Source organism: Legionella birminghamensis, assembly GCF_900452515.1.
Taxonomy (GTDB): domain Bacteria; phylum Pseudomonadota; class Gammaproteobacteria; order Legionellales; family Legionellaceae; genus Legionella_C; species Legionella_C birminghamensis.
Map to the genome: position 1 here is coordinate 3523690 of NZ_UGNW01000001.1, position 24580 is coordinate 3548269.

A 24580-nucleotide genomic window follows, 5' to 3' on the forward strand; every position below is an offset into this window, starting at 1 on the left:
AACCCCTGAACCTAACTAAATTTTAAATGACCTGGGATACTTTGCCCCACATCTTGCAGCTCTGGCTGTATTTGCTCCCAGAGATATCTGACTAGTCCTTTGCCCCCTTGTCCGTATACCGAATAATTTGAAGTCTTGACGTGGCTGCCATGCTCAAGATACAACAGGAAACTCTGCAGCGACTGCCTTTCTTTACTGGGCTCGGTATCACCAGTAAACATAGATTTAATTGCTGTAAAAAGGCTTGTCTGCTCCTGCTGCTCGTCTTTCCAGGTTATGATAGTACTGGCAGGAACATAATGGCCCAAAGTCATAATTAGCGCGCGCACCTCGGGACAATTCAATTTAACAGAATGATCTCCAGTCTCTTTGCCCATTGCCCAGCTGTAAACAGCAATTAAATCATTAAGCGCTTCTTTATACTTCAGTTGTTTGTCACCTATTGATTTAAGCTCATAACCTGCTCCGAATCCGGATATCACTGACAATAGTACTGTGCTCAATGCGAAAGAAAGGAGATAACTCCCCGCGGATACTGACAACAGAACCAAGGTGAAAACATTCAGCGAGTGGTATTCTTTAAGTGCTTTATTAAATTTGTCTGTATAGGCAGTTAGCATTTTACGATGGCCCTCATCAGAAGCCGAAAACGGGCTTGTTGGCCGAGTAAAACGCGGCAGACTCAATGCATTACTGAAATTATTTTCAGTCTGTACTGCTGTTCCAGCTTGTTGCTGCCCTTGTCCGAATACATAACCAAATAGAGTATAACCTGACATAAACCTCTCCATCCATTGAAAATAATGAATCTCATTTTTATTTCAATTTGCGGAAAATTACAACAGATAATCAAAAATTTGTTAGGAAGGGATTTTGAATTAGAAAGGGCCAATCAGTGTGTCGCCAATTGACCCAGTGGAATGACACATAGCAAGTCCAACCTCGCAAACGAAATATCTCATAGCGGATGCTCTATTGTCAATATTTCTGCTCTAAGAATTTCCATTATCCGGGTAGACCTGCTCAATGATGTACAGTAGACTTCGTCATTTACTAAAAATGAGTATGCGATGTTTTATGGTGATAATGTACAGGATATGCGAACGATCTTTTTCGAAAGCTGGAGAAAATACCGCCAGCAGGAAGAGCTGAGCGCTTTGGAGAAGCAGGTAGCGAATGTCATTATTGCCCATCCTGAATACCATGCCATGCTCGAAGATCCAGCAATCCATCTGGACAAAACCTATACACCGGAAATGGGCCAGAGTAATCCTTTCCTGCACATGGGCCTGCACCTGGCTATCCGGGATCAGGTTACAACTAACCGTCCAGCCGGGATCTTAGATATCTACCAGCAATTGATGATGAAATGGCAGGATGAGCTTACAGTTGAACACTTGATGATGGAGTGCCTGGCAGAGACACTCTGGCAGGCCCAGCGCAGCCCGTCGCCTCTAGCGATTGAGGATCATTATTTATCAGCACTCAAACGCTTGAAAAAATAATCGCATCATCTGGGTATTGCGCGGATTTCCGGGTAGAAGAACGTCACTTCATGCTTGTTATAGAAGAGGTTAAGCAGAGAAGACCCTTCGATCTGCTGCAGCTGTTTAAGGGTGGTCCAGTCCGTTTCGCCCTGTAATTTAACTGTAAAAACCATCTGCCTGGCTTTACCCGATTCCAGCCATTTCATGATTAGCGATAAAGCCCTTTCCGGATAACAGGCAATATCCGATAATACCCAATCGTAGGATTGATCCAGTTTTGCAGGCTCAAGCGCAAAAGCACTCTGATTCAGGCAGTTAACGCCAGGCAGCGCAGCAATGCGTGGGTCAAGTGCTGCTTTATCCACAGCGGTGACTTCTGCCCCTAAAGACTGCATGACATAGGTCCAGCCTCCGGGTGAAGCACCCAAATCCAGGGCAGTGTCGCCAGGCGCAGGATATCGCCCTAATAAACTTAAGGCTTCCCATAGTTTTAAATAAGCGCGATTGGGAGGATTGATTTTATCTTCAATAAACAGGCAGTGGCCGCCTGGCCAGGGTTTCAGACGTTCAAGACTATACAAAAGCGTATGTTGATCAAGCAGGCAAAAACCGCCAATTGAGGGGATGTCTTCCTGCAAGGGAAATGAGCGCTGCAGGGAAGGCAGTTTGCGAAGTTGCCCTTCAATCAGGCGCGAGCGTCTGATATGGCTTGCAGGTTGCAAGTACCAGTATTTACCCGCTTGTTTTAACCGCTTCACCGCCTCGCTAATCGAAGCAAATTGAATAATTTGTGGATTAAACCAGATATCAAGGGCAAAACATGCCGGAATAACCCGCGGCGATAAAACGAGATTTTCAATCACTTGTGTTTCACTACCAAGCTCGGTATTTAATTCGGCTAATCGCTCAGTTTTGCCGATGTATACGGCATTAAAATTTTCCATAGATTAACTAATACTAAAAAGATTTAGATTTTTGAGGCAAAAGATTACACCAAAACAGATTTTTTTTCTTTATCTGCTTTCGGCAGAAAAAAATTTATTGAACCCGGACCTATGGCAATAACCGCAAAAAAGCTACTCATTTATATACAGAATCGGTTAACATAAGCCATTCTTTTTTATCGAACAGACCATGACCAAACACCAGAAAACTCATTTCGGCTTTGAATCCGTCGCTTGGGAAGACAAAGAAAAAAAAGTCAAAGAGGTTTTTCAGTCCGTCGCAGGAAACTATGACTTAATGAATAACCTTATGTCTTTTGGTATTCATCATTGGTGGAAGCGCTTTACCGTTGAACTCAGCCAGGTTCGACCTGGGCAAACGGTTTTGGATCTGGCTGGCGGCAGCGGTGATCTGACCCGTCTGCTAAGCAAAAAGGTAGGAGAAAAAGGTTTGGTCATTCTGGCTGATATTAATTCAGCTATGCTTGAAGTAGGCCGTAATCGTTTAATTAATGAAGGACTGCTGCACAATGTGCTCTATGCGCAGGCCAATGCACAATTGCTGCCCTTTGTTGATAACAGCTTTCACTGTATCTGTATCGGGTTTGGTTTAAGAAATGTAACTGACAAGGATGAAGCCTTGCGATCAATGTTTCGAGTTTGTAAACCAGGAGGCAAATTACTGGTATTGGAGTTTTCAACTCCGGTGTTACCTGGCTTAAAACCCATTTATGATTGGTATTCATTTAGTGTTTTACCAAAGCTGGGACAGTTATTTGCAAATGATAGCAGCAGCTATCGCTATCTTGCCGAATCGATTCGCATGCACCCAAATCAGGAAGATTTGAAAACACAAATTGAGAAAGCCGGCTTTGAAGACTGTCATTATCACAATTTGAGCGGCGGTATTGTTGCCTTGCACATTGCCCACAAATATTGAGAGCATTTTTATGATTAAAAAATATTCATTGAAAGTGTTACAGCAGGCCATCAACCTTGCCCTGTCGCTTGACGACAGCATGCCGGGTAAAATTGCTCAACTAGATGGAAAAGTCATTGAAATTTTTATCGATACCCTGGGAATAAAATTTTTCATTCAATTTAATGGGCAGCGTTTACGCCTATTGGACCATTATGAAGAAAAACCGGATACAATGATTCATAGCTCTCCCTTAGGCTTAATTCGTCTGAGCCTTCTTCCAGCCTCCAAAGCCCGCTCTCTGTTTAACGATAAAATCCGTATCTCAGGCGACATTGAGCTTGGCGAGAAAGTGAAAAAGCTCTTTGATGAGCTGGATATTGATTGGGAGGGGCATTTGGCACGTTTTACGGGTGATGTAATTGCTTATCAACTAGGCTCTTTCCTTCGCCAGGGCAAGGATTTGAAAAACCGCATGGAAGATTCGCTGCGCAGCAATTTAAATGATTATCTCCATGAAGAAGCCCGCTTGTTCCCCCCGCGAGAAGAAGTCAATGATTTCTTCCATGATATTGACCAGTTAAATCTCGCCGTCGAACGACTGCAGGCCAAACTCAATTTATTAAAAAAAGCCTATGAAACCCGTTAAACAACTGATTAGACTTTTACATATCAATACCATTCTGGCACGCAATGGCTTAGATAGCGTGGTTGTTTCAATACGGCTCTTTTCTCCTTTCCGTTTCATTGTCTATTTAAATCCATGGAACTGGTTTCGCCGTGAGAAATTAAGCCGGGGCGAGGCCATTCGTAAAACCCTTGAGGAATTGGGTCCGATTTTTATCAAGTTTGGCCAGGCGCTCTCGACCCGTCCTGATATTTTGCCCGCGGATATTGCCCTTGAGCTTTGCAAATTACAGGACAATGTGCCGCCTTTCGACAGCAGAACAGCCCTGTCCATCATTGAAGCGGCCTATGGGCGTTCGGCATTCGAAGTATTTGCCGAGTTTGATACCAATGTGCTAGCATCCGCTTCCATGGCCCAAGTGCATGCCGCCCGCCTGAGAACGGGTGAAGAAGTGGTGGTCAAGATCCTAAGACCCAACATGCGCAAGATTATTCAACAGGATCTTGGCATCCTGTATACGATTGCCAATCTTGCTGAGCGTTACTGGGCAGAAAGCAAACGTCTCAAACCACGGGAAATTGTTCAGGAGTTTGAAAACAATCTGATAGACGAACTTGATTTGCAGCGTGAAGCGGCTAATGCCGGTCAACTCCGACGCAATTTTCAGCATTCCCCCTTGCTCTACATACCAGAGGTTTTCTGGGATTATACCCGCGAGAATATTATGGTAATGGAGCGCATCCGCGGGATTCCTGTGGCAGATATTGCCAGCCTGAATGCCTATCAGGTGGACATCAAAAAACTCGCGGAACGCGGTGTTGAAATCTTTTTTACCCAAGTGTTCCGCGATTGTTTCTTCCATGCAGATATGCATCCAGGCAATATCTTTGTTTCATTTGAACATCCCCATGATCCCCAGTATATCTGTATCGATTTCGGGATTATTGGCACACTGAATGAGAATGATAAACGCTATCTGGCGGAAAATTTATTTGCCTTTTTTAACCGTGATTATCGCCGGGTGGCGCAATTGCACGTTGAGTCAGGATGGGTAGCCCGAGATACCCGGGTTGAAGAATTTGAAAGCGCGGTGCGCACAGTTTGTGAACCCATTTTTGAAAAACCGCTTAAAGACATCTCCTTTGCCCAGGTCGTACTGCGTCTGTTTCAGGTGGCACGCCGTTTCCAGATGGAAGTCCAGCCGCAACTGGTGTTGTTACAGAAAACCCTGCTTGCGATCGAGGGACTGGGGCGCCAGTTGTATCCGGAACTGGATCTTTGGGCAACAGCCAAACCGTTTCTTGAGAAATGGATTAGGCAGCAGATGGGACCGCGGGCTTTCCTGGAGCAACTAAAAGCGAATCTTCCCTTTTATGCTGAGCAACTGCCGCAGCTGCCGCGCCTGATGCATGAAGTGTTGTTGTTAAGTAAAGAAGAGAAAATGCACGCACTCTACCAAAGGGACAATCTGCCTATACCGCAGAAAAGAAGTTTCTGGCTCAGAGGATTAGGCACAGGCATTTTTATTAGTCTGGCAGCTACTGGCATTTTAAGTTATTTTAAGCTATTGGATGCGCATCAGCTGGGCTTATCAAGCCTGCTGGTCGCCTGCGCAGGGGCTTTAATAACATTCATTCAGCGAACCAACAGGAGCTAACATGGGCTTAAGCGGCGTCAGTCCTTTATCATTATTACTTATCCTATTAATCATTCTCGCTTTGTTTGGCACTAACAAGCTCAAAAATATTGGCAGTGATTTGGGCAGTGCTATCAAAAGCTTTCGCAAAGCCATGAATGATGAGGAAAAAAACGATGAAAAGAATCCATGAACAGCAGTGAATTGCTGGTCATTGCCATTGTCGCCATTATCGTTTTTGGCCCGGGAAAATTACCTATGCTGGCACAACACCTGGGAAAACTGTTCCGCCACTTAAATCATTTCCGCGATCAAGCCTATCAATTCTGGCAGAAACAAATGAATGAACAGCAGTTACTTGAAAATGAACGCAAGGCAAAAGAGGCTGATTCTGCTTATCAGCAAGAAAAGGAATAGGCGGGGAAACCCGAGGCAGGCTTTGACAGCATCGGTATCTGCACAAATGCATTAGCAATAAAGCTTTCGAATCCCCACGGCTGCGACCTAGGTATCTACACAAATATTTTCCCCGTCCGAATCCCCGCGGCACTGACCGCGGGGCCCATAACCCAGCTCAATCTTCGACCTCGCGGTCCTAGCCCATAAGTATCTACGCATCACCACTATGCTCTGCGGCTTGTCCGCAGGGTCCAGTGTTTCTATGAGTCATTTGGATCCCTGGACACAAGCCGAGGGAAGTCGAAGCTAAGAGCAGACTGTGTTTTCAGGGATGTGTAGATAGCTATGGGCTGCGCGGGGCCCAATGAATCTTATTCAGAGCCCCAATTTACTAATCAGTTCATTCAATCTTTACTCTGGCAGGTTTATTGTTTTTCTGAGCTCCTGTTAGTGCCCACCATGGGCCCCGCGGTCGCTGCCGCGGGGATTCGGTAGAGCTTCGCCGCGGGGATTCGGAGTGGGAAAAATATTTGTGTAGATACCTATGGCTTTGACAGGCAGGGGCTTTTAATTATCAAACCGCGGCACCGGACGATGGCAATAGGGTGCTTTACGGTGTTTCTGGTAATAATCCTGATGGTAGTCCTCCGCCGGCCAAAACACCTGCACTGGTAATACTTTAGTAACCACTTGATAAGCCTTTTCTTTTAATAGCTTGATCAATTGCTGGATTATCTTTAGCTGATCATCATTATAATAAAAAATGGCACTTTGATATTGCTGACCAATATCAGGCCCCTGTCCATTGCCCTGAGTTGGATCATGAATTTCAAAAAAGCGTCTAATCACGGAGTCATAGTCCAGTTTATCGCGATCATAAACAACCCTTGCTGCCTCAAAATGACCGGTATGACCATAGCAAACCTGTTCATAGCCAGGATTTGCGCTGTGGCCTCCAGTATAACCAACCTCAACTTTCAAAACACCAGGAAGCAGTTTCAAAAAATGGTCTACACCCCAGAAACATCCCCCTGCAACAATCGCTTCTTCCGTATCCAGCACCTCACTATTTTCTACAAAATCAATAGAGGCAGAGTTAACGCAATGACGCAGATTTTTATGGGTAAAAAACTCGCCAGTAAACACATGCCCAAGGTGCGCATCGCAGCGCTCACAAAGAATTTCAGTACGCTGACCATCGGCATCAGGGACTTGCTTGACGGCCTGAATGATATTATCGTCAAAACTTGGCCAACCGCAGCCGGAATGAAATTGGCTTGAGCCGCGAAATAAAGCCAGCCCACAGCGACGGCAAAGGTAACTGCCTTGTTTTACCGGCTTGACATATTGGCCGGTGTTAGGATATTCAGTGGCTTTGTCGCAGATAATACGTCGGCTTTGAGGTGTAAGGCTTGCTGTTTTATCGAGGTAGTTATCCATGAAATTCACCTTTAGAAAGGCAGGCGGGTAAGGATAGGGTAGGCTGGGCGGTGAAGCCCAGCGAAAAAGACTTAGTTGACCCGACCGCAGATCTTGTCTGCCATATAACCAATTGCGCCTGCATAGTAGATAGAATTATTGTAGCGCAAAATCATCTTGTAGTTAGGGAAAGCAAGAAATACCGGGCCGCCGTTAGGCTGAACAATACTGGCCTCGAGATTTTGATAAGGCAATGGCTTTCCGTCCGTTGTGCGCACGCCCATAGCGTTCCACTCGCTGGCGAGCTTGACTGTAGTCTTGCCTTCCAGACTTTTGTCGAAATTTGCCGGCAAGCGAACATGAATAGCCCAGGGCTCACCGGTTTGCCAGCCATTTTTCTTCATGTAGTTAGCAATTGATGCAAACACATCTGCCTTAGCCTTCCAGATATCCTTGCGTCCGTCTCCATCATAATCCACTGCGTACTCTACCCAGCTCGAAGGCAGGAACTGAGGCTGCCCGGAAGCACCGGCCCATTCACCTTTAAAATCCTTAAGACTTACATGGCCATCGTTGACGATATGCAAGGCCAGCATTAACTGCTTGCGGAAGAAATCCTGACGATTTGAATCATAGGCCAAGGTCGCCAGGGATTTGATGACTGGAAAATCACCCATGTAAGTCCCATAGCTTGTTTCCATACCCCAGAAAGATACGATGAAACAGGGGTCGACACCGAAGCTTTGACCTACCTGATCGAGCAAGGCTTTATTCTTTTGATAGTTCTTTTTACCCATGGCAATGCGGTAGGCATCTGCACGGGTATTTAAATATTTACTGAAGGTCAGACGGTGCTCAGGCTGCGAACGAGCGAGGCTTTTAACCTGACGGCTAGGTTCATGAATATCAGCAAAGGCCTGATCAAACAAAGAGGCCGGGATTCCTTGCGACAAGGCTTCCTCCCTGACACCAGCAACCCAACTGCTCCAGGACTGCTGATTGGCGTACGTCCAGGTTGAAATGGCACTTAAAACGCAGGCAAGTGCTGTTAATCGAAAATTTTTCATGCGTTTCCCCTTATATAGGATTGCTGGCTCATCCAATGAGGAGCCTGACTTATGGTTTCACTTTATTAAGCAGGAACCATGCCTTATGTTAACATTATCGCTTTAGCAGGCAAGAAGGTAAACCAGCAGTTGTTAACAATTGTTACTCGCTTAGGTATCTACATAAATTTTTTCCCGCTCCAGAATCCCCGCGGCACCGACCGCGGGGCCCATGTCTCTTGGAGAAACAGGCTCCCCAAATGAGTTTCAAATTTGCAAAAAAATAGAGATTGAAAAGCAATTAGCAAGACCGATATTGTATAGGCGTAGTGTGGGCCCCGCGGTCGATGCCGCGGGGATTCGAATGATCGATGCCACGGGGATTCGGATGGTCGATGCCGCGGGGTACGGATGGTCGAAGTCGCGGGGATTCGATTGTCTTCGCCCGCGGCGGTTCAATTAGTCCAACGGTTTAGTTACTTTTTAACAGCGGCTCAATCACTGGCCAGACATTATCAAAAATCTTGCCCTGTGCTGCTTGATTCGGGTGAATATTATCATTTTGCATATATTCCCGATGGCCGGCAACACCCTCCAAAAACATGGCGACAAAGACCAGCTGATATTTTTTTGCTAAATCCTGATACGCTTGATCAAAACGGGACAGGAATTGCTGGCCATAATTTGGCGGCAGTTTGGTTGCCAATAAAACCACCTTGGCGCCAGATTGCCGGGAAAGATTAATCATCGTTTCCAGGTTTTTGCTCATCTCTTCGATGGACAGGCCTCTTAAACCATCATTAGCGCCCAATTCGATAACGACAATCCCGGGTTTATATTTTTCCAGCGCATCAGGCAGCTTGGCCAGCCCATTAATAGTCGTATCGCCGCTGGTACTGATATTCACTGTTTTCCAGTTACCCGGATAACTCTTTAATTTTTGCTCAAGCAAGCCCACCCAATTTTTTTGATCAGCAAGGCCATAGCCGGCACTGAGACTATCGCCTACAATTAACAGCGTTCCGGCCTGTAAAGGTGCTATCATAACTAGTGAAAACAAAAGTGCAAGGATTGTCCTTAACATGGTTTCTCCTATTGAATCAATTACATTAAAGGATCTGAACTATCAGGTTCAAAGTGGAAATGAGCAACTGGTTATTCTCAATGATATCAATCTGCGAATCAATTCCGGAATGACCATTGCCATCACTGGAGTTTCCGGTTCAGGGAAAACCTCGCTATTAAATATTATGGCAGGTTTGGAATTACCCAGCTCAGGCAATGTTTTCTATGATAATATCGACATCACCCAACTGGATGAAGACAGCCGCGCCAGCCTGCGAGCCGAGCGTATCGGTTTCATTTTTCAGTCCTTCCAATTATTGCCCAATTTTACTGCGCTTGAAAATATCATGCTTCCGCTGGAGATTAGCAACAGAGCCAATGCCATGGCGATTGCCTTGCAATGGCTGGAACAAGTTGGACTTTCCAGGCGGGCACAGCATTTTCCATCCCAATTATCAGGCGGAGAACAGCAGCGTATCGCCATCGCCCGCGCTTTTGCAATTACCCCCTCTATTTTATTTGCTGATGAGCCAACCGGTAATCTGGATAAAAAAACCGGCCAGCACATTATTGATCTGCTTTTTGAGCTTAACAGTGTCCATCAGAGCACGCTAATTATTGTCACCCATGACGAGTCCTTAGCGGCCCGCTGTCATACACACTGGCCGCTGGTGGAAGGGCGGTTACAATGTTAGCCATGCCCGCATTTTTTCGAAGCTTTATTCGCGAATGGAAAAGCGGCGAATTGAGTCTTCTTGCTTTTGCTTTATTCTTTGCGATGGCATGTGTCAGTGCTTTAAATAATCTCGCGGAAGTGATTCATTATCAGCTTGACCGCCAGGCAGCCCAATTATTGGGGGCTGATCGCCAGCTAAACAGCGGCATTGTGCTTAACAAGGAATGGTTTGCGAAAGCTTCCTCTTTAGGATTAAGACAATCGCAAGCGTTAAGCTTTCTATCAATGGTTAGTCATGGAGACAATTTACAGTTGGCACAAATAAAGGCAATCCAGACGCCATTTCCGCTCAATGGCCGCTTAACCATTGCCAGAACAATGAACAGAACTGAGCAATTCACTACCAACAAGGCACCTGCAGAGGGGCATATATGGATGGGATGGCGTCTCTTTCCCCCTTTAAATCTTCAAATCGGGGGTAAGGTTCAGATTGGGGCAGCCGAGTTTATTGTTGACGGCATTATCATCGAGGAACCGGGGCAGGTCGGAGACTGGTTTAATATTTCTCCTCACATCCTGATGAACCAAAGTGATATTGGCAAAACAGCGGTGATTCAGACAGGAAGCAATATACGCTATCAATGGCTTGTCAGCGGCAACCCGCTATTGCTCGATCAGTTGTATCAATACTTGCAGCCGCAATTAAACGAGCAGCAACAGTGGTTTGACAGCAAGTCAGGCAACCAGGCAGTGGAGAAAAACACCAGCAGGACGCTCGCATATCTTAATCTGGGCACTTTAATGAGCCTGGTTTTAGCCGGCGTTGCAATCAGCATGGCGAGTTTACGCTTTAGCCAACGGCATCAGCAGCATGTGGCTCTTCTTCGCTGCTTTGGCGCTTCGCAAAAACATATTTTACGCTGGTACTTTCTCAGCATTCTTTTTCTGGGCAGTATTGCCAGTATTTTAGGTATTGGTTTAGGGTATGCACTTAAACCGCTGCTAATACAGTGGCTGCGCGGAATTACCCCTGAAATGCAAGCGCCATTTAGCTTAAAACCTGCTTTACTCAGTTTTGCCACGGGTATCCTCATTTTGAGTGCTTTTAGTCTCACTCACTTATTAAAACTTAGAAATACCAGTCCGGTCAGTATTTTCAAAAGCCGTACTGTGCAGCCCCAAGGCAGCCTGGTGGAAGGCTATGCACTGGCCTTCATTTTCTCTGCTGGACTGGCTTATCTTTACACCCGCTCATGGTCAATCACGGCCGTGGTGATAATGGCCTGCCTTTTGTTTATTGTCCTGGTCATTTTCAGCCTTCATATTGGTTTTGGCCTGCTAGCCAGCGCCAGGCAAATCCATCTTAACTGGCGTTTTGGATTTATCAGTATTTCGCGCAACCTGGGAAATAGTGCCTTGCAAATCATCGGCATGGGCCTGGCACTGACTGCTCTGCTAAGCCTGAGCCTGTTAAGAACACAACTGCTAGCCGACTGGCAGCATCAGCTGCCGCACGATGCCGCCAACTATTTCCTGATTAATATTGAGCCCAGCCAGATTCCTTCGCTGCAGCAATTTCTGACACAGCAGAAAATCAATGCTGCGCCTATCTATCCCGTTGTCCGCGGCCGTTTGATTACAATCAATGATCAGTCGATTAATCAGGCGCTGGGGAGTAATGCCCAGGAGATTAATGCCTTGCAGCGCGAACTCAATCTGTCCTGGACAGATAGTCTCCCTGATGACAATACACTGACTCAGGGTCAATGGAATACCGGGCTGTCGATTGAAGAAGGGCTTGCGAACCGCCTGGGAGTGCAGGTTGGCGACAAGCTTGGTTTTCGCATTATCGATCGGCTTATTAGCGGCGAAATTACCAGCATTCGCAGGCTTAACTGGTCCAGTTTTAAACCGAATTTCTTTATATTATTTAAGCCGGGAGTGCTCAACTCCTTCCCGCAAACCAGTATTACCAGTTTATATTTACCACCAGAAAACCGCGACTTTCTGATGAGGCTGGTAAAGCAATTTCCCAATATAACCGTGATTGATATTGCAACCACTCTTGAGAAAGTGCGGACAATTTTTGAAAATGTGGGTAAAGCAATAAGCCTTGTTTCTTTGTTTGGCTTATTCACCGGGTTAATTATTACAGCATTGGCCATGCTTTCCCTGACCGGAAGCAAAAAGCAGGAAACTTACCTGTTGAAAACATTGGGAATGCGCAGGAAGCAAATGTTATGGATTAAGAGCAGTGAAGCCTTCTTCATCGGATTTTATGCCGGGTTGCTCGCAGTCAGCACCGCAATTGCTATTAATTTTTATGTAGCAGACAGCCTGTTGGGGATCTCTTTCCGTATGCCCTGGTTTTACTTACTGACTGTTCCCTTTGTTGCAGCACTGGGTACTATTTTGCTCAGCCATACCGTATCCTATCTGCAGTATGAGCGAACAGCCGCCACCCTGTAGACGGGCTATGAAGCCGTTATTCTTCTATACTCTGATTGATAAACAACCTGTGGACAAATAACTATGAAAAGAGACTGGGATATGATTAGGGATATTCTGTTACAAATAGAGAGCCTTGCACCTAATGCCTTATTAACCCTGGACAGTTTTCCTTTAGAAAAACATAGTGAAGTCTCCTCCCACCTGGAAATATTACAGGAAGGGGGTCTCCTGCAGGGAAAAATTCATAAAACGCCGGGCGGCTCGCCGCATGACTTTCATTTACTGCGTTTGACCTGGGTTGGCTATGATTTTTTGGAATCCATCCGCTCAGATACTGCCTGGGATGAAATAAAACAGCTTTTGAGTTCGAAACAGATTGCCATGCAGCTTGAGAATATCATGAGTCTTGCTCAAGCGATGGATAAGAAGCAGTTGATAGCCTTGGAAAGTAACTGAATACGTCTTTGCGAGCGTCGTGAAGCAATCCAGATCGGAGCCCGATGGGAGCACCGAGACAATTGCTTCACTTCGTTCGCAATGACGAGGAGCTTCGCTCGCAAAGCGGCGTTACTACTCCTGACGCTTCATTGCCTCAAAGAATTCTGCATTGGTCTTATGGTTCTTCATGCGCTCAATCAGGAATTCAATTGCATCACACTCATCCATTGATTGTAATATTTTGCGCAGAATCCAGGTACGGTGCAGATCTTCAGGTGAAAGCAGCAGATCTTCACGGCGGGTACCGGAACGATTGATATTAATTGCAGGGAAGGTCCGCCGCTCGGCAATGCTTCGGCTTAGATGGATTTCCATATTACCGGTTCCCTTGAACTCTTCATAAATTACTTCGTCCATCTTGGAGCCGGTATCAACCAACGCGGTGGCGATTATCGTCAAGCTGCCGCCTTCCTCGATATTTCGCGCAGCACCATAGAGACGCTTGGGACGCTGAAGCGCATTGGCATCAACTCCTCCGGTCAGTACCTTGCCTGAAGAAGGCACTACCGTGTTATATGCACGGGCAAGACGAGTGATAGAGTCTAGTAAAATAACTACGTCACGTTTGTGCTCGACCAGACGCTTGGCTTTCTCAATAACCATTTCAGCAACCTGAACATGGCGGTTTGCTGGTTCGTCAAAAGTACTGGCAACCACTTCACCCTTAACTGAGCGCTGCATCTCGGTTACTTCCTCGGGACGCTCATCAATCAATAACACAATCAGATAGCATTCTGGATAGCTTTTCGCGATGGAATGAGCAATGTTTTGCAGCATCAGCGTTTTTCCTGCCTTTGGCGGGGAAACAATAAGACCACGCTGGCCACGTCCAAAAGGTGCGCAAAGGTCCACTACACGAGCGGTAAGGTCTTCCGTACTGCCATTCCCCTGTTCCATAACCAGACGCTCGGTAGCAAATAAGGGCGTAAGGTTTTCAAACAGGATTTTACGTTTGGCACTGTCAGGCGCATCAAAATTAATCTGATCGACTTTCAGCAGGGCAAAATAACGTTCATTATCTTTGGGAGGACGAATTTTTCCATAGACGGTATCTCCTGTGCGTAAGCCAAAACGGCGAATTTGGCTTGGTGAAACATAGGTATCGTCAGGTCCTGCCAGGTATGAGTCGTCTTCAGAGCGCAAAAAGCCGAAGCCGTCGGGCAACACTTCCAGGACACCGCCGCCGAGAATATCTTCGCCTTCACTGGCATGTGCTTTTAAAATAGCAAATAAAATATCCTGCTTGCGTTTACTGGAAACGTTTTCGACTCCCTTTTTTTGAGCGATATTGACAAGGTCGGCAATAGGCAATTGCTTGAGTTCTCTAAGATTCATACTTCTCACTTGATGTATTGGTTAAAAGAATTGGATTGTCCGGGGTTATTTAAAAACGGAAGGTCAGCTTGAGAAAGCTGTTGCCACTTAAGCTATATTATCAGTTTACTTATTTTAATCTCATTTGTGAAGAATATCTCTTTCCCTCAAAACCAAATGGTTAATAAGATTTGCTGAATATAGCCAAAGCCGAGGATTGTTGACAGTTGTTTAGATATTACACGAGCATCTGAAGTCAAACAGATGTCAAATGACCTCGTTATTAGGAGACTAACACAGGGTTAATCATAAATCCAGTCTTTTATTAAAGGCTATTTTTGCTTTATCCGGCTTTTCTTCCTAAAATTAAAGTATAGTAAATGGAGGTTATATGATAGTGCCAGGCAAGCCGGACAATGAACCGGATCGGCTAAAATCCCTTTACGACAGTCACTTGATGCATACTCCCATTGAGCAGGGTTTTGAGCGGATCACTCGTCTTACGAAAAAAATTTTTGATGTCCCCATTGTGGCAATCAGTCTTCTTGACAAAGAGGATCAATGGTTCAAGTCCATTATCGGCCTGGATGCAAATACCACCCCCCGCGATATTTCGTTCTGCGGCCATACTATTTTGAAGGACGAAGTACTGGTGGTTGATGATGCGCAGCTTGATCCGCGTTTTGCTGATAACCCTCTGGTGGTCGAACCGCCATCCATTCGCTTCTATGCCGGCTGCCCCATCCATACTGTCAATGAACACCGCATCGGCGCCTTATGCATTATTGATACACGCCCCCGGCAGATATCAGCTCATGACAAAATGATTCTTAAAGATATTGCTTCGCTGGTTGATACAGAAATCAGGAACCATCAGCACATTCACCCGCCGGAAAAAAAGCTTCATGAATTAAACGCGGAAAAAAGGCGGGAATTGCTCGATCCCTTAACCCGTCTATGGAATAGAACTGGAATTACCCAGGTAGTCGAATACCAGAGAAAACTCAGTAAGTTCAACAAAAGTGATTTTGGAATAATCCATCTTTCCATTGATAGCTTTCAGGCCTTTGTAACCGAATATGGCGCGGAAGCGGGGAATGATTTGCTTAAGGCGATTACACAATCCCTGATTAACTCCTGCGGCTGCGAGGACTCTCTTGGCTATTGGGGAGGAAAGGAGTTCGTTATTGTTCTGCCCTGTGAAGAGCAACCCGATATTCTGGCTGTTGCCAATCGCATTCGAAAAAATATCGCCGAGGAATCGCACCTGACGCGAATTGGCCGGGTACGTACCACGGCAACACTGGGCGTAGTGTTCTTTGATCCCAAAACGCACCATAATACCGTCAATATGCTGACTGAAGCAGCGCAGGCACTGCAGGAAGGAAAGCTGCAAGGCGGTAACAAGATTATAATCAAATAGTGCAGGTTGGGCTGTAAAGCCCAACACTACTGGTCCCGCAGGAAGTCAACTGTTTAACTATTGCTTTCAACAAAAGCAGTCAGTTGAGACTTGCTTAACAAGCCCATTTTCATAGCCGCAACCTGGCCATTCTTGAAAATGATCAGGGTAGGGATACTCATAACGCCATATTTGGAGGGCGTTTGCGGATTTTCATCAATATTTACTTTGGCAAAAGTAATATTTTCATGATGGCTGGCGGCGACGTCTTCCAGAATCGGTGTCAACGCACGGCAGGGACCACACCATTCGGCCCAAAAATCCACCAGCACTGGCTTGGTTGAATTCAACACATCCTGCGAAAAACTCGCATCGGTTACCGTTTTAATATGTTCACTCATGTGATTGCCTCTAGGATTTAAAATAATTTAAAAAAGTCGATATTGATTATATACACAAGAGAAGAGTACTACAAATCGCCCCATACAGCCTGCAAAATACTCAATGCCGCAATCGCTGCCGTTTCGGTTCGTAGAATTCTTGGCCCTAAAGAAAGCGCCGCGCAGTGCTTATCAATTAATCTAGCAAGCTCATCATCTGAGAAACCGCCTTCTGGTCCAATAAATAAACGAATATCCCTCTCTTTGCATTCATAGGATCGCAAGTGTTTAGTCGCAAGCGGCGACAGCACAAAACAGGTTCCGGCTGGCATTTTCTGCAGAAACGCATTAAATGTGCATATTGGCTGTATTAAAGGAATAGTATTACGACCGCTTTGTTCGCAAGCGGAAATAGCAATATTCTGCCACTGGGCCTGCTTTTTTTTCATCCGCTCTTCATCGAGCTTTACTGCACAATAGTCGGTTATGACAGGGCTTATGCTGGATACCCCAAGCTCCACTGCCTTTTGCACCACCAACTCCATGCGTTCGCCCTTCGAAATACCCTGGACAAGATGGATTCTCAACGGCGACTCACGGTTATTTTCCTGTTCGGAAATCAGCTTAACCATCACCCGCTTTTTATGGGCCTGAATGATTTCGGCCTCAAATTCCAGATTATCACCGCGGAACAAACTGAGCCGGTCGCCAGGCTGTTTTCTTAAGACAACACCTACATGCTGTCCGGCTTCGGATGATAGTTCAATGACATCGCCAACCTGGTATTGGCCAGGCTGGTATATTCGAATTAAGCGCACAATGATCCTCTTACAAAACCTCTAAATTTCCGCCGATGACTATGCTACTATCTCTAGCTTTCTATTCTGGAGAAAAATAATGACCGCCACACGCATTGAAACCGACAGTATGGGCGAAATTGCGGTTGACGCCAGCCGTTACTGGGGGGCACAAACCGAACGTTCGCTGCATCATTTTAACATTGGCCATGACATCATACCAAGAGAAGTCACCCATGCCTTTGGGATCTTGAAAAAGGCCGCCGCACTTACCAATCTTGAATTGGGAAAACTACCTAAGGAAAAAGCAGATTTAATTATTAAAGCGGCTGATGAAGTCAGCGCCGGCTTACTGGATGAACATTTCCCCCTTCATGTCTGGCAAACAGGCAGCGGTACGCAATCCAATATGAATGCCAATGAGGTGATATCAAACCGGGCAATTGAACTGGCAGGCGGCAAACTGGGCAGTAAAACACCGGTGCACCCCAATGATCATGTCAATATGTCGCAATCTTCTAATGATACATTTCCTACGGCGATGCATATTGCGACTGCCATCGCTATACAAAAGCGCCTGCTTCCCGCAGTGCGCGAGCTAAGGGATACCCTGGCCAAAAAGATGAATTCGTTTAAGGACATTGTAAAAATTGGCCGCACCCATCTGCAAGATGCAGTGCCCTTAACCTTAGGCCAGGAATTTTCCGGTTATGTGGCCCAACTAGACGCCTGCCTGCACTATATCGAGCAGACCCTGCCGGACGTTTATAAGTTAGCATTGGGGGGTACAGCCGTCGGTACGGGCTTAAATACTCACCCGCAATTTGCCGAAAAAGCGGCCGCCCATATTGCCCAGATTACCGGACTTCCTTTCGTGTCAGCGCCCAATAAATTTGCCGCACTGGCCTCTCATGAACCCCTGGTTATGGTGCATAGCAGCTTTAAAGCATTGGCTTGTGCGCTGATGAAAATTGCCAATGATGTCCGCTGGCTGGGTTCTGGCCCCCGCTGTGGGATTGGCGAATTGATTTTGCCCGAAAATGAACCGGGTTCATCCATTATGCCAGGAAAGGTGAATCCTACCCAGTGCGAGGCAATGACTATGGTTTGCGCGCAGGTGTTAGGGAATGATACCGCAGTTGGCATAGCCGACAGTCAGGGCAATTTTGAGCTGAATGTATTCAAACCGGTTATCATTTTTAATGTACTTCATTCACTGAACTTGCTAGCGGATACCTGTCACTCTTTCCGTGAATTCTGCGCCGAAGGCCTTGAACCCAATTACACGCAGATTGACTATTACCTCCATCATTCACTGATGCTGGTTACAGCCCTTAATCAGCATATTGGTTATGACAAAGCGGCGAAAATTGCGAAAACAGCCCACCATGATAATACGTCATTACAGGAGGCGGCTGTCAAGTTAGGTTATTTGACCGCTGAACAATTCAATGAGTATGTGAAACCTGAAAAAATGGTGTCGGCTGGCTGATACCCCATGCTGCGGGATCACTCCCGCAGTGCTTTTAATAGTTTGCTCATAGCAGCGACATTATTACTGAAAATCCAGCGCATCCCTCTTCGTACCTCCCGGTACAATACATTTCTGGAATCCACAAAGCCCACACCGACTTTTTGCTGTGCGGCCTGTAATGCTCTCAGTTTTTTGCTGGAGAACAGCAGGTAATGCCCTAAAACACCGCCATACTGAAAATTCAGGCTGTCTTTGCAAAAACGGCCCAGGTTATTATGTCCTGCCACCAGCAGCAATGCCTGTTTGGGAAATAACGACAGTCTGTGAAATATGCGCTCATCCAGACTTAAAAGATGATAGTTGACTTCAGCCTGCAATGGTTTTAACACCTGGAACAGGCTGTCTTCGCCAGCGAAAGGCGCCTTGAGCTCAATAAAAAAATGCATCTTTTTCCCATAGAGGCTAACCACTTCTTCCAGGGAAGGGATCATGGGCGCGACTTTTTTTAATTGGGAATAGCTTAGATCGCTGACTAAGAGATCCTGGCCCCAGAGGCGGTTTAAATCGGGATCATGATGAACAACCGGTACCTTGTCCGCAGTCATTTGTATGTCAAACTCAATTCCCCAGCAACCCAACTCCAGCGCACGCTCAAAAGCAGGCAGCGTATTTTCAATTACTCTCAAAGACCTGCTATGGGCCCCTCGGTGGGCAATTAAATATACATTGTCAAATAATCGATTCTTTGGCTGCAAACGGGGCACACAAGCGAAATATCGATCTATACTTTTTTCAAGACACTCAAGAAAAGTCATTCTATCCCTGGCTAAAATAAAAAGTGTAGCAGCTTTTCACCAAGGTGTTAACGAATGCTTTTTATATCAATCGATAAATAATGATTGACATTAACACATTTCTTGAGTAACTTAGCCGCAATGCCGAGGTGGTGGAATTGGTAGACACGCTAGCTTCAGGTGCTAGTGGGGGCAACCCCGTGGAGGTTCGAGTCCTCTTCTCGGTACCATTCAGTACTCTTAACACAATATTAAATAATTCGTAAATCTTCCATTCAATCCATATCGCTCAAGCTCTAGCAATTTCTGAGTGTATGTGACATTGTCTGCCAGGATCTGATAAATCTAAAGCTAGCATTCTCCTCAAAAAGGCCTATTAAGTCGTCGGTTGGCATAGGGTCTATTCATCTTAATGGCCTTACCTAATTGCATGTGTTTGCACAATGACAATTCAACTTAAGCAACTTATTAACTACAGATTCACACTTATCCGGCTGTATTCCTAGTGTTAGTAATGTAATGAATTATAAATTATTTTGTTAATCAAACCTTAAGCATTCCTGTTTTACACTAAAACAAAAAGAAAAGGAGACTGTCATGTCTAATAGGGGATTGTCTGAACGTTTGAATAAGGAACTGGATGCGATAGGAGTTCCCGATTTAATGTCCGACAGGATTCAAGCCTTCGCAAAAATGCTCAAACTGCCTCGATTTAAGGCTGAAGCAGTTCTAAATGGGATGATGGTTGACGCAGGCACTATGCAAACCATTGCCAGTGAACTTGAGGTTAGTGTGGACTGGTTACTGGGTAAGAAAAAGAATAAAAATACACACTAGACTCTACGAATATATTGAAATTTATTATAATCAAAAACGGCTTCATTCAATGCTTGGCCATAACGCCGGCAGCTTTTGAAACCACCGAAGTGGCTTAAATGCGACCATTTTTGTTGGGCAAGATTCTTTAAATGATGAGTTAACTTAAGCTACACTTATGGTATTCAATGCAACTGCACATCTGTTGCAGTATAGGACACCGCTAATCTGGCAGGGAGAGTGCAAGAATGAATCAATTTCATAATATCCTCTTTGTAAGTAATGGACTTGGAAAAGACACACAAGCTCTGCAAGAGGCAATAAGCCTGGCTTTAGCCAATAATGCCAGGTTAAATATTTTGATTTTTTGCCCCTCATTCCCACCCAGTCTCGAAGAACATAGAAACTCCTATGAAGCATTTCTGTTAGAGAAAATGCAGCAGTCAATTGACTCTGCGAAAGCCTCTCTATCACTGGCTAAGGAAAATACCTCGTTTAACTTAGAGATTGAATGGGGAGACACCCCTGATATCCGCATTATTCAACGCGTACTCCGCGAGTCATATGATCTTGTAATCAAAGCCGTGGAGAATAAAGAGGAGGCGAAAGGGTTTGAGGCTCTGGATATGTCTTTATTACGGAAATGCCCCTGTACCTTGTTTTTGCATCGACCCTTTAAAGCAACTGAGAACCCTCATATAGCCGTTGCCATTGACCCAAAAGATAAAGATATCTCCGGTCACGATTTAGCCCTTGATTTATTAAGATTATCTCAGACACTTTCCAAGCACTATCAGGGGCATTTAAGTGTGATTACCTGCTGGAGTTTCATTTGGGAACACTATCTGCGAAGCAGTGTTTTTATTAATGCATCCGCAACAGATGTAGATGAAATGGCAATGCGAGAGAGCAAAAAAATGTATCAGACACTGCTTGCATTGCTTCAGGAAGCAAACATCCAGGAACCAACTATACATTATATGAGAGGAACGCCTAGCGAAATTATTCCCGACATGGTCAGTGAAAAGCAGATCGATGTTTTAATCATGGGAACCGTTGCACGCACCGGGCTGGCGGGATTTATAATTGGAAATACGGCTGAGAATATCCTGCAAAAAATCAATTGTTCCCTTTGGGCACTTAAGCCACCAGGGTTTATATCGCCAGTTAAAGCCTATTAAGGGACAGGGCAGGTTCTGCACGTAAAGACGAAGCGAATCAATCCTTGCTCACAGCCAATTCCTGGCCAAAACGTACTGGTGCTCCCGCCTGCAGATTGTTTGCCCATTGCAGTGGATGCTCATTTGTAAAAAGTAAAACGACCGTAGATCCCAGTTTAAAATATCCCACTTCACTGCCTTGTTTTAGCAGGGTTTCAGCCTGCTGATACTCAAAGGTCTGGACGGTCTTTTGCCGTTGTAATTCGCCATGCCAGCTCGTGCCGATAGCGCCGACGATCGTTGCACCCACCATCACCATAGCCATTAAACCCAGACGGGTTTCAAAATAAATGACTAAGCGTTCATTCCGTGCAAATAACTGGGGGATAACACGCGCTGTTGTGGGCTGTACCGAAAATAAACGGCCAGGGATATAAACCATTTTGCGTAAAACGCCATCGAGAGGCATGTGAACGCGGTGGTAGTCACGCGGGGACAGGTACAAGGTAATAAAATGACCCTCATAAAATTTCTCGTACACCGGATCATTCGCCAGAAAATCCGCAACGCTATAGTAGCGCCCCTTGGCCTGCAGCATTTGCCCTTTTTTAATCCGGCCCAACTCGCTGACGGCGCCATCCACGGGGGATATAACGTCTGCCTGAGCCTGGGGGCGGCTGTCAGGTTTGAGCTGGCGTATAAAAAATTCATTGAAGCTGGCATAGGTCGTTGGATCTTCTGCCAGGGCTTCCTGCATATTCACCTGATATTTAGCAATAAATTGCCTGATTATAAAATTTTTAACTGTCGGTGATTTGACCCCGGCAAGCAAACCAGCCAGAGCCGTTATAGCCTGTTTGGGTAAGAGATACTGAGGAACAGTTTTAAGAAAATCGATAAGCATAAAATGACTGCAACAGAATATTACCTGAATAATATGTGAAATTCTTCATTCTGTCACCTGAGGGGCAAATGATTCCCATTTACAATTGCTCTGTAATGTGGCTAATTAATAGTTGGCTTTAAAAAATCAAACCATGGACATCAGGAAGATTTCTCTGCTTTAAAGATGTTGATTTATTCAAAACTAATCAATATTTAGCCAGCACGGAGGGCCACTCATGAAGGAAGGACAGCATCGCATTCCCTATCGTTCCATGCAGGATGCAGCGCGCTTGGGCATTCTGGCAAAACCATTTTATAGCGAATTATGTTACACCGAAGAAGAGCTGCAATTCAGGCAACGCATTATCAATCTCAGATCGACCAGCAAAATCGATACCGAACTGCTGAAAACAGAGGATAGCTGGTTTAGCGAGGACAAAGAACAGGCGTTCCTTGCAGTGAATGAGAATTCCTGGATCCTGAATCTGCAATACCGTCCACGCCATGAATTGAGCCTGGATGACTTTCATGTTGAACTCCTGCCGCCTCAGCGGGTGAGCTGGTCAGGCTTGAGTGTCATGATGCGGCATATCGGCGATTACCTGCTGCTTAGAAACAGTGATCTTTCGGCAGCCCATCTCAACCAGCCATTCAATTATGTTTTATTGGACTGTGTGCAAATTCTACGCAAACTGGCAGCAATCAATGACGCAGAATATGTCAGCGAGCAATTGCGGTCTCTGACCCAGTATCTGCGTTCGGTTGAAGTGATGATTTCACCGACTTCAGGCAGTGATCGCCTGTTTCTGGATGATTGCCGGAATAAAATCGAAAAAGACATCCAGTTTGATATTCAGCAAAAAATGCAATCCAGGCAGTTCAAGATTAAAATCGAACGCCTCTACCATGAACTAACCAACCTCGCTGAAAAAAGACATACTGGAATGCATTTTGCCATTACCGGCCATGACGCAAATCCACACCCATTCTGGGAGCTCTATAAACACTCAGAGCCTGTTAGCTCCCATCGCGAATTTCCTACACTGGCAGCAAAACGCTGCGCTCAATCCGTTGGCGAATCAATCCAGACATTTGGCGATCAGGATAATATTGCGGTCTCACCGCCTCCCATCCGCCTGACCGCTGAAGACCTGAATCAATGTGCAGAATTTAAATTTATCGATCATTTACCGCAATTCGTCCATGAGTCCTACGGTCAGGCAATCAGTGACTTGCAGGAAGTTCTGAGGTTTCAGCATATTCTTGAGCAACTGACACAGCTTTTGGATCAGGCGGGAGAAGTATTTACAATCACACAATTCCGCACGCAGATGCTTGACCTGATTGAAGGCATTGAAATATTTGTGAAACGTTCACAAACGCCTGTTTTTGAAGTTCTGGAAGCCAACAGCGCCGCTTACCATCAATCCATTCAAGACAAACAAGATATTCGCTGGTGGGAAAAATGGGTATCAGACAAGCAGGAGAGACTCGATAGCTTTATCAATAACCAGGATAATCTGGCTCGTTTTGGAGTGACTACCGTTGATTTACATCAGGTTGAAAAACAAATCATGGAGCAGACCAATCAGATCAAATCGCACCTCCACCAGTTTGCATCTGAAGAAAAGCAACTTGAATTAATTTCTTCCGCTAAGGAATTGATGCAACAGGTAATGCAATCGATGGAGTCCTGGGTCAATCAGCAAAATCGTCTGGCGGGCCTGCCAGAAAAATTAACTGCCCAGCAAAAAATTACCCCTTTGCCTAAGAATCAGCAATTGCTAAATACTGGAGATGAACTGCCTAACAGGAAAAAGCAAATTGCTCCCAACCCAAAGAAAAGCAATCAAAAATCAGGGCATTGCTTTTTCAGATCAACACCTCAGCCTCTGAATCAGATGTTTGTACCTCCCGCAATTAGCGCAGGACAGCGCGTGCCGCTTTCTTCACCCTTACCCCTGGCAAGCACTTCAACGACTGCCCAAAGTTCAGTTCAGCCTGTGTCAGTTATCAATCCTGCGTTTTTTCTTGCCACTCTTTTTTTATTACCCATGACAATTTTATTGCTGAAACTTCTTTATGATAGCTGGCATACAGCAGGAAAAGCTGAAGACAATAATTGCCGGCAAACCCCTGATCCTGCAACATTTAATAAAGACATGGTCGCAGCCGATGATGCGCTGGCAAAAGTTGCGGGCTACATCCTGGCTTATGGAAATGAAGAGGATCAGTTGCTCCTGGAAGATTTCACCAGTACGGCCAAGCAGCTGCGTCTGGAGCAAACAGGCAAACGCTATGATCAAAGTGCATTAGATACTCTGATTCTGGAATTGGACGATTTTATCCAGGAGCACCATCTTGGTAACCCCTGCACTCAAACGCCTTAG

24 protein-coding genes and 1 tRNA gene are annotated in these 24580 nt (G+C 45.5%); 15 read left to right on the forward strand and 10 right to left on the reverse strand.

Translation table 11 applies throughout. The annotated features are described in order from the left end of the window. Positions 1-11: 11 nt before the first annotated feature. Positions 12-779, reverse strand: coding sequence for a hypothetical protein (locus DYH42_RS15075; RefSeq protein WP_058524361.1), 768 nt, complete (start codon positions 777-779; stop codon positions 12-14). A gap of 291 nt (positions 780-1070) precedes the next feature. Between DYH42_RS15075 and DYH42_RS15080 the strand changes: the two genes are divergently transcribed. After that, on the forward strand, positions 1071-1505 hold the full coding sequence (locus DYH42_RS15080; RefSeq protein WP_058524360.1) for a DUF1841 family protein: 435 nt from the start codon (positions 1071-1073) through the stop codon (positions 1503-1505). Positions 1506-1510: 5 nt separating this feature from the next. Here DYH42_RS15080 and DYH42_RS15085 read toward each other — a convergent pair whose 3' ends face one another. After that, positions 1511-2431, reverse strand: coding sequence for an SAM-dependent methyltransferase (locus DYH42_RS15085; protein WP_058524359.1), 921 nt, complete (start codon positions 2429-2431; stop codon positions 1511-1513). A 190-nt stretch (positions 2432-2621) separates the two neighbouring features. Here DYH42_RS15085 and ubiE point away from each other — a divergent pair, with 190 nt between their 5' ends. The 5 genes from ubiE to DYH42_RS15110 are packed head-to-tail and all read left to right on the forward strand — an operon-like array spanning position 2622 to position 6031. Beyond that, a complete protein-coding gene (ubiE, locus tag DYH42_RS15090) occupies positions 2622-3371 on the forward strand; it encodes a bifunctional demethylmenaquinone methyltransferase/2-methoxy-6-polyprenyl-1,4-benzoquinol methylase UbiE (protein ID WP_058524358.1) in 750 nt (249 codons plus the stop codon). Positions 3372-3381: 10 nt separating this feature from the next. Beyond that, positions 3382-3999: a ubiquinone biosynthesis accessory factor UbiJ gene (locus tag DYH42_RS15095; RefSeq protein ID WP_058524357.1), complete on the forward strand. Its 618-nt coding sequence runs from the start codon at positions 3382-3384 to the stop codon at positions 3997-3999. Beyond that, positions 3986-5635, forward strand: a complete 1650-nt coding sequence (ubiB, locus tag DYH42_RS15100) for a ubiquinone biosynthesis regulatory protein kinase UbiB (protein ID WP_058524356.1) — start codon at positions 3986-3988, stop codon at positions 5633-5635. Before DYH42_RS15095 ends, ubiB begins: the two co-directional genes overlap by 14 nt. 1 nt (position 5636) lies before the next feature. Further along, on the forward strand, positions 5637-5807 hold the full coding sequence (tatA, locus tag DYH42_RS15105) for a twin-arginine translocase TatA/TatE family subunit (protein WP_058524355.1): 171 nt from the start codon (positions 5637-5639) through the stop codon (positions 5805-5807). Next, entirely contained in the window at positions 5804-6031 is a 228-nt protein-coding gene (locus DYH42_RS15110; RefSeq protein ID WP_058524354.1) for a Sec-independent protein translocase subunit TatA/TatB, read from the forward strand. The genes tatA and DYH42_RS15110 overlap by 4 nt, the downstream gene beginning before the upstream one ends. Positions 6032-6580: 549 nt before the next feature. Here the strand turns inward: DYH42_RS15110 and DYH42_RS15115 are convergent. From DYH42_RS15115 to DYH42_RS15125, 3 genes are all read right to left on the reverse strand, one after another. Then, complete coding sequence (locus tag DYH42_RS15115; protein WP_058524353.1) at positions 6581-7453, reverse strand: bifunctional methionine sulfoxide reductase B/A protein; 873 nt, start codon at positions 7451-7453, stop codon at positions 6581-6583. Between the two features lie 71 nt (positions 7454-7524). After that, positions 7525-8499, reverse strand: a complete 975-nt coding sequence (locus tag DYH42_RS15120; protein WP_058524352.1) for a lytic murein transglycosylase — start codon at positions 8497-8499, stop codon at positions 7525-7527. A 451-nt stretch (positions 8500-8950) separates the two neighbouring features. Then, positions 8951-9562 (reverse strand): arylesterase, encoded by a 612-nt coding sequence (locus DYH42_RS15125; protein ID WP_058524351.1) that lies wholly within the window; start codon positions 9560-9562, stop codon positions 8951-8953. Here DYH42_RS15125 and DYH42_RS15130 point away from each other — a divergent pair. The 3 genes from DYH42_RS15130 to DYH42_RS15140 all read left to right on the forward strand — a co-directional run bounded on the left by DYH42_RS15130 (position 9561) and on the right by DYH42_RS15140 (position 13126). Then, positions 9561-10238, forward strand: a complete 678-nt coding sequence (locus tag DYH42_RS15130; protein ID WP_058524350.1) for an ABC transporter ATP-binding protein — start codon at positions 9561-9563, stop codon at positions 10236-10238. The two genes, DYH42_RS15125 and DYH42_RS15130, sit on opposite strands and share 2 nt — an antisense overlap. Next, on the forward strand, positions 10232-12688 hold the full coding sequence (locus DYH42_RS15135) for an ABC transporter permease (protein ID WP_058524349.1): 2457 nt from the start codon (positions 10232-10234) through the stop codon (positions 12686-12688). Before DYH42_RS15130 ends, DYH42_RS15135 begins: the two co-directional genes overlap by 7 nt. A 63-nt stretch (positions 12689-12751) precedes the next feature. Then, complete coding sequence (locus tag DYH42_RS15140; RefSeq protein WP_065232842.1) at positions 12752-13126, forward strand: DUF2513 domain-containing protein; 375 nt, start codon at positions 12752-12754, stop codon at positions 13124-13126. 114 nt (positions 13127-13240) lie between these two features. On the opposite strand, the gene rho is transcribed toward DYH42_RS15140, so the two are convergent. After that, a complete protein-coding gene (rho, locus tag DYH42_RS15145; RefSeq protein ID WP_058524347.1) occupies positions 13241-14503 on the reverse strand; it encodes a transcription termination factor Rho in 1263 nt (420 codons plus the stop codon). A gap of 370 nt (positions 14504-14873) precedes the next feature. Here rho and DYH42_RS15150 point away from each other — a divergent pair, with 370 nt between their 5' ends. Then, positions 14874-15905 carry a sensor domain-containing diguanylate cyclase gene (locus DYH42_RS15150; protein WP_058524346.1) on the forward strand — a complete coding sequence of 344 codons (1032 nt, stop codon included), beginning with the start codon at positions 14874-14876 and terminating at the stop codon, positions 15903-15905. Between the two features lie 53 nt (positions 15906-15958). Here DYH42_RS15150 and trxA read toward each other — a convergent pair whose 3' ends face one another. Together trxA and DYH42_RS15160 are read right to left on the reverse strand one after the other, a co-directional pair. Further along, the gene (gene trxA / locus DYH42_RS15155; RefSeq protein WP_058524345.1) at positions 15959-16285 is read right to left on the reverse strand and encodes a thioredoxin; all 327 of its coding nucleotides are present in this window, start codon (positions 16283-16285) and stop codon (positions 15959-15961) included. A gap of 68 nt (positions 16286-16353) precedes the next feature. Beyond that, a complete protein-coding gene (locus DYH42_RS15160) occupies positions 16354-17082 on the reverse strand; it encodes a 16S rRNA (uracil(1498)-N(3))-methyltransferase (protein ID WP_058524344.1) in 729 nt (242 codons plus the stop codon). Positions 17083-17161: 79 nt separating this feature from the next. On the opposite strand from DYH42_RS15160, the gene fumC reads away from it, so the two are divergent. Then, complete coding sequence (fumC, locus tag DYH42_RS15165; RefSeq protein ID WP_058524343.1) at positions 17162-18553, forward strand: class II fumarate hydratase; 1392 nt, start codon at positions 17162-17164, stop codon at positions 18551-18553. A 17-nt stretch (positions 18554-18570) separates the two neighbouring features. On the opposite strand, the gene DYH42_RS15170 is transcribed toward fumC, so the two are convergent. Further along, positions 18571-19350 (reverse strand): glycerophosphodiester phosphodiesterase, encoded by a 780-nt coding sequence (locus tag DYH42_RS15170; RefSeq protein WP_058524342.1) that lies wholly within the window; start codon positions 19348-19350, stop codon positions 18571-18573. A 122-nt stretch (positions 19351-19472) separates the two neighbouring features. On the opposite strand from DYH42_RS15170, the gene DYH42_RS15175 reads away from it, so the two are divergent. The 3 genes from DYH42_RS15175 (at position 19473) to DYH42_RS15185 (ending at position 21326) form a co-directional block, all read left to right on the forward strand. After that, a tRNA-Leu gene (locus DYH42_RS15175) sits at positions 19473-19559 on the forward strand. 367 nt (positions 19560-19926) lie between these two features. Beyond that, complete coding sequence (locus tag DYH42_RS15180; RefSeq protein ID WP_058524341.1) at positions 19927-20166, forward strand: hypothetical protein; 240 nt, start codon at positions 19927-19929, stop codon at positions 20164-20166. A gap of 227 nt (positions 20167-20393) precedes the next feature. Continuing rightward, entirely contained in the window at positions 20394-21326 is a 933-nt protein-coding gene (locus tag DYH42_RS15185) for a universal stress protein (RefSeq protein WP_058524340.1), read from the forward strand. A 37-nt stretch (positions 21327-21363) separates the two neighbouring features. Here DYH42_RS15185 and asd read toward each other — a convergent pair whose 3' ends face one another. After that, positions 21364-22209 carry an archaetidylserine decarboxylase gene (gene asd / locus DYH42_RS15190; RefSeq protein WP_058524339.1) on the reverse strand — a complete coding sequence of 282 codons (846 nt, stop codon included), beginning with the start codon at positions 22207-22209 and terminating at the stop codon, positions 21364-21366. A 217-nt stretch (positions 22210-22426) separates the two neighbouring features. Here asd and DYH42_RS15195 point away from each other — a divergent pair, with 217 nt between their 5' ends. Further along, on the forward strand, positions 22427-24580 hold the full coding sequence (locus tag DYH42_RS15195) for a hypothetical protein (RefSeq protein ID WP_058524338.1): 2154 nt from the start codon (positions 22427-22429) through the stop codon (positions 24578-24580).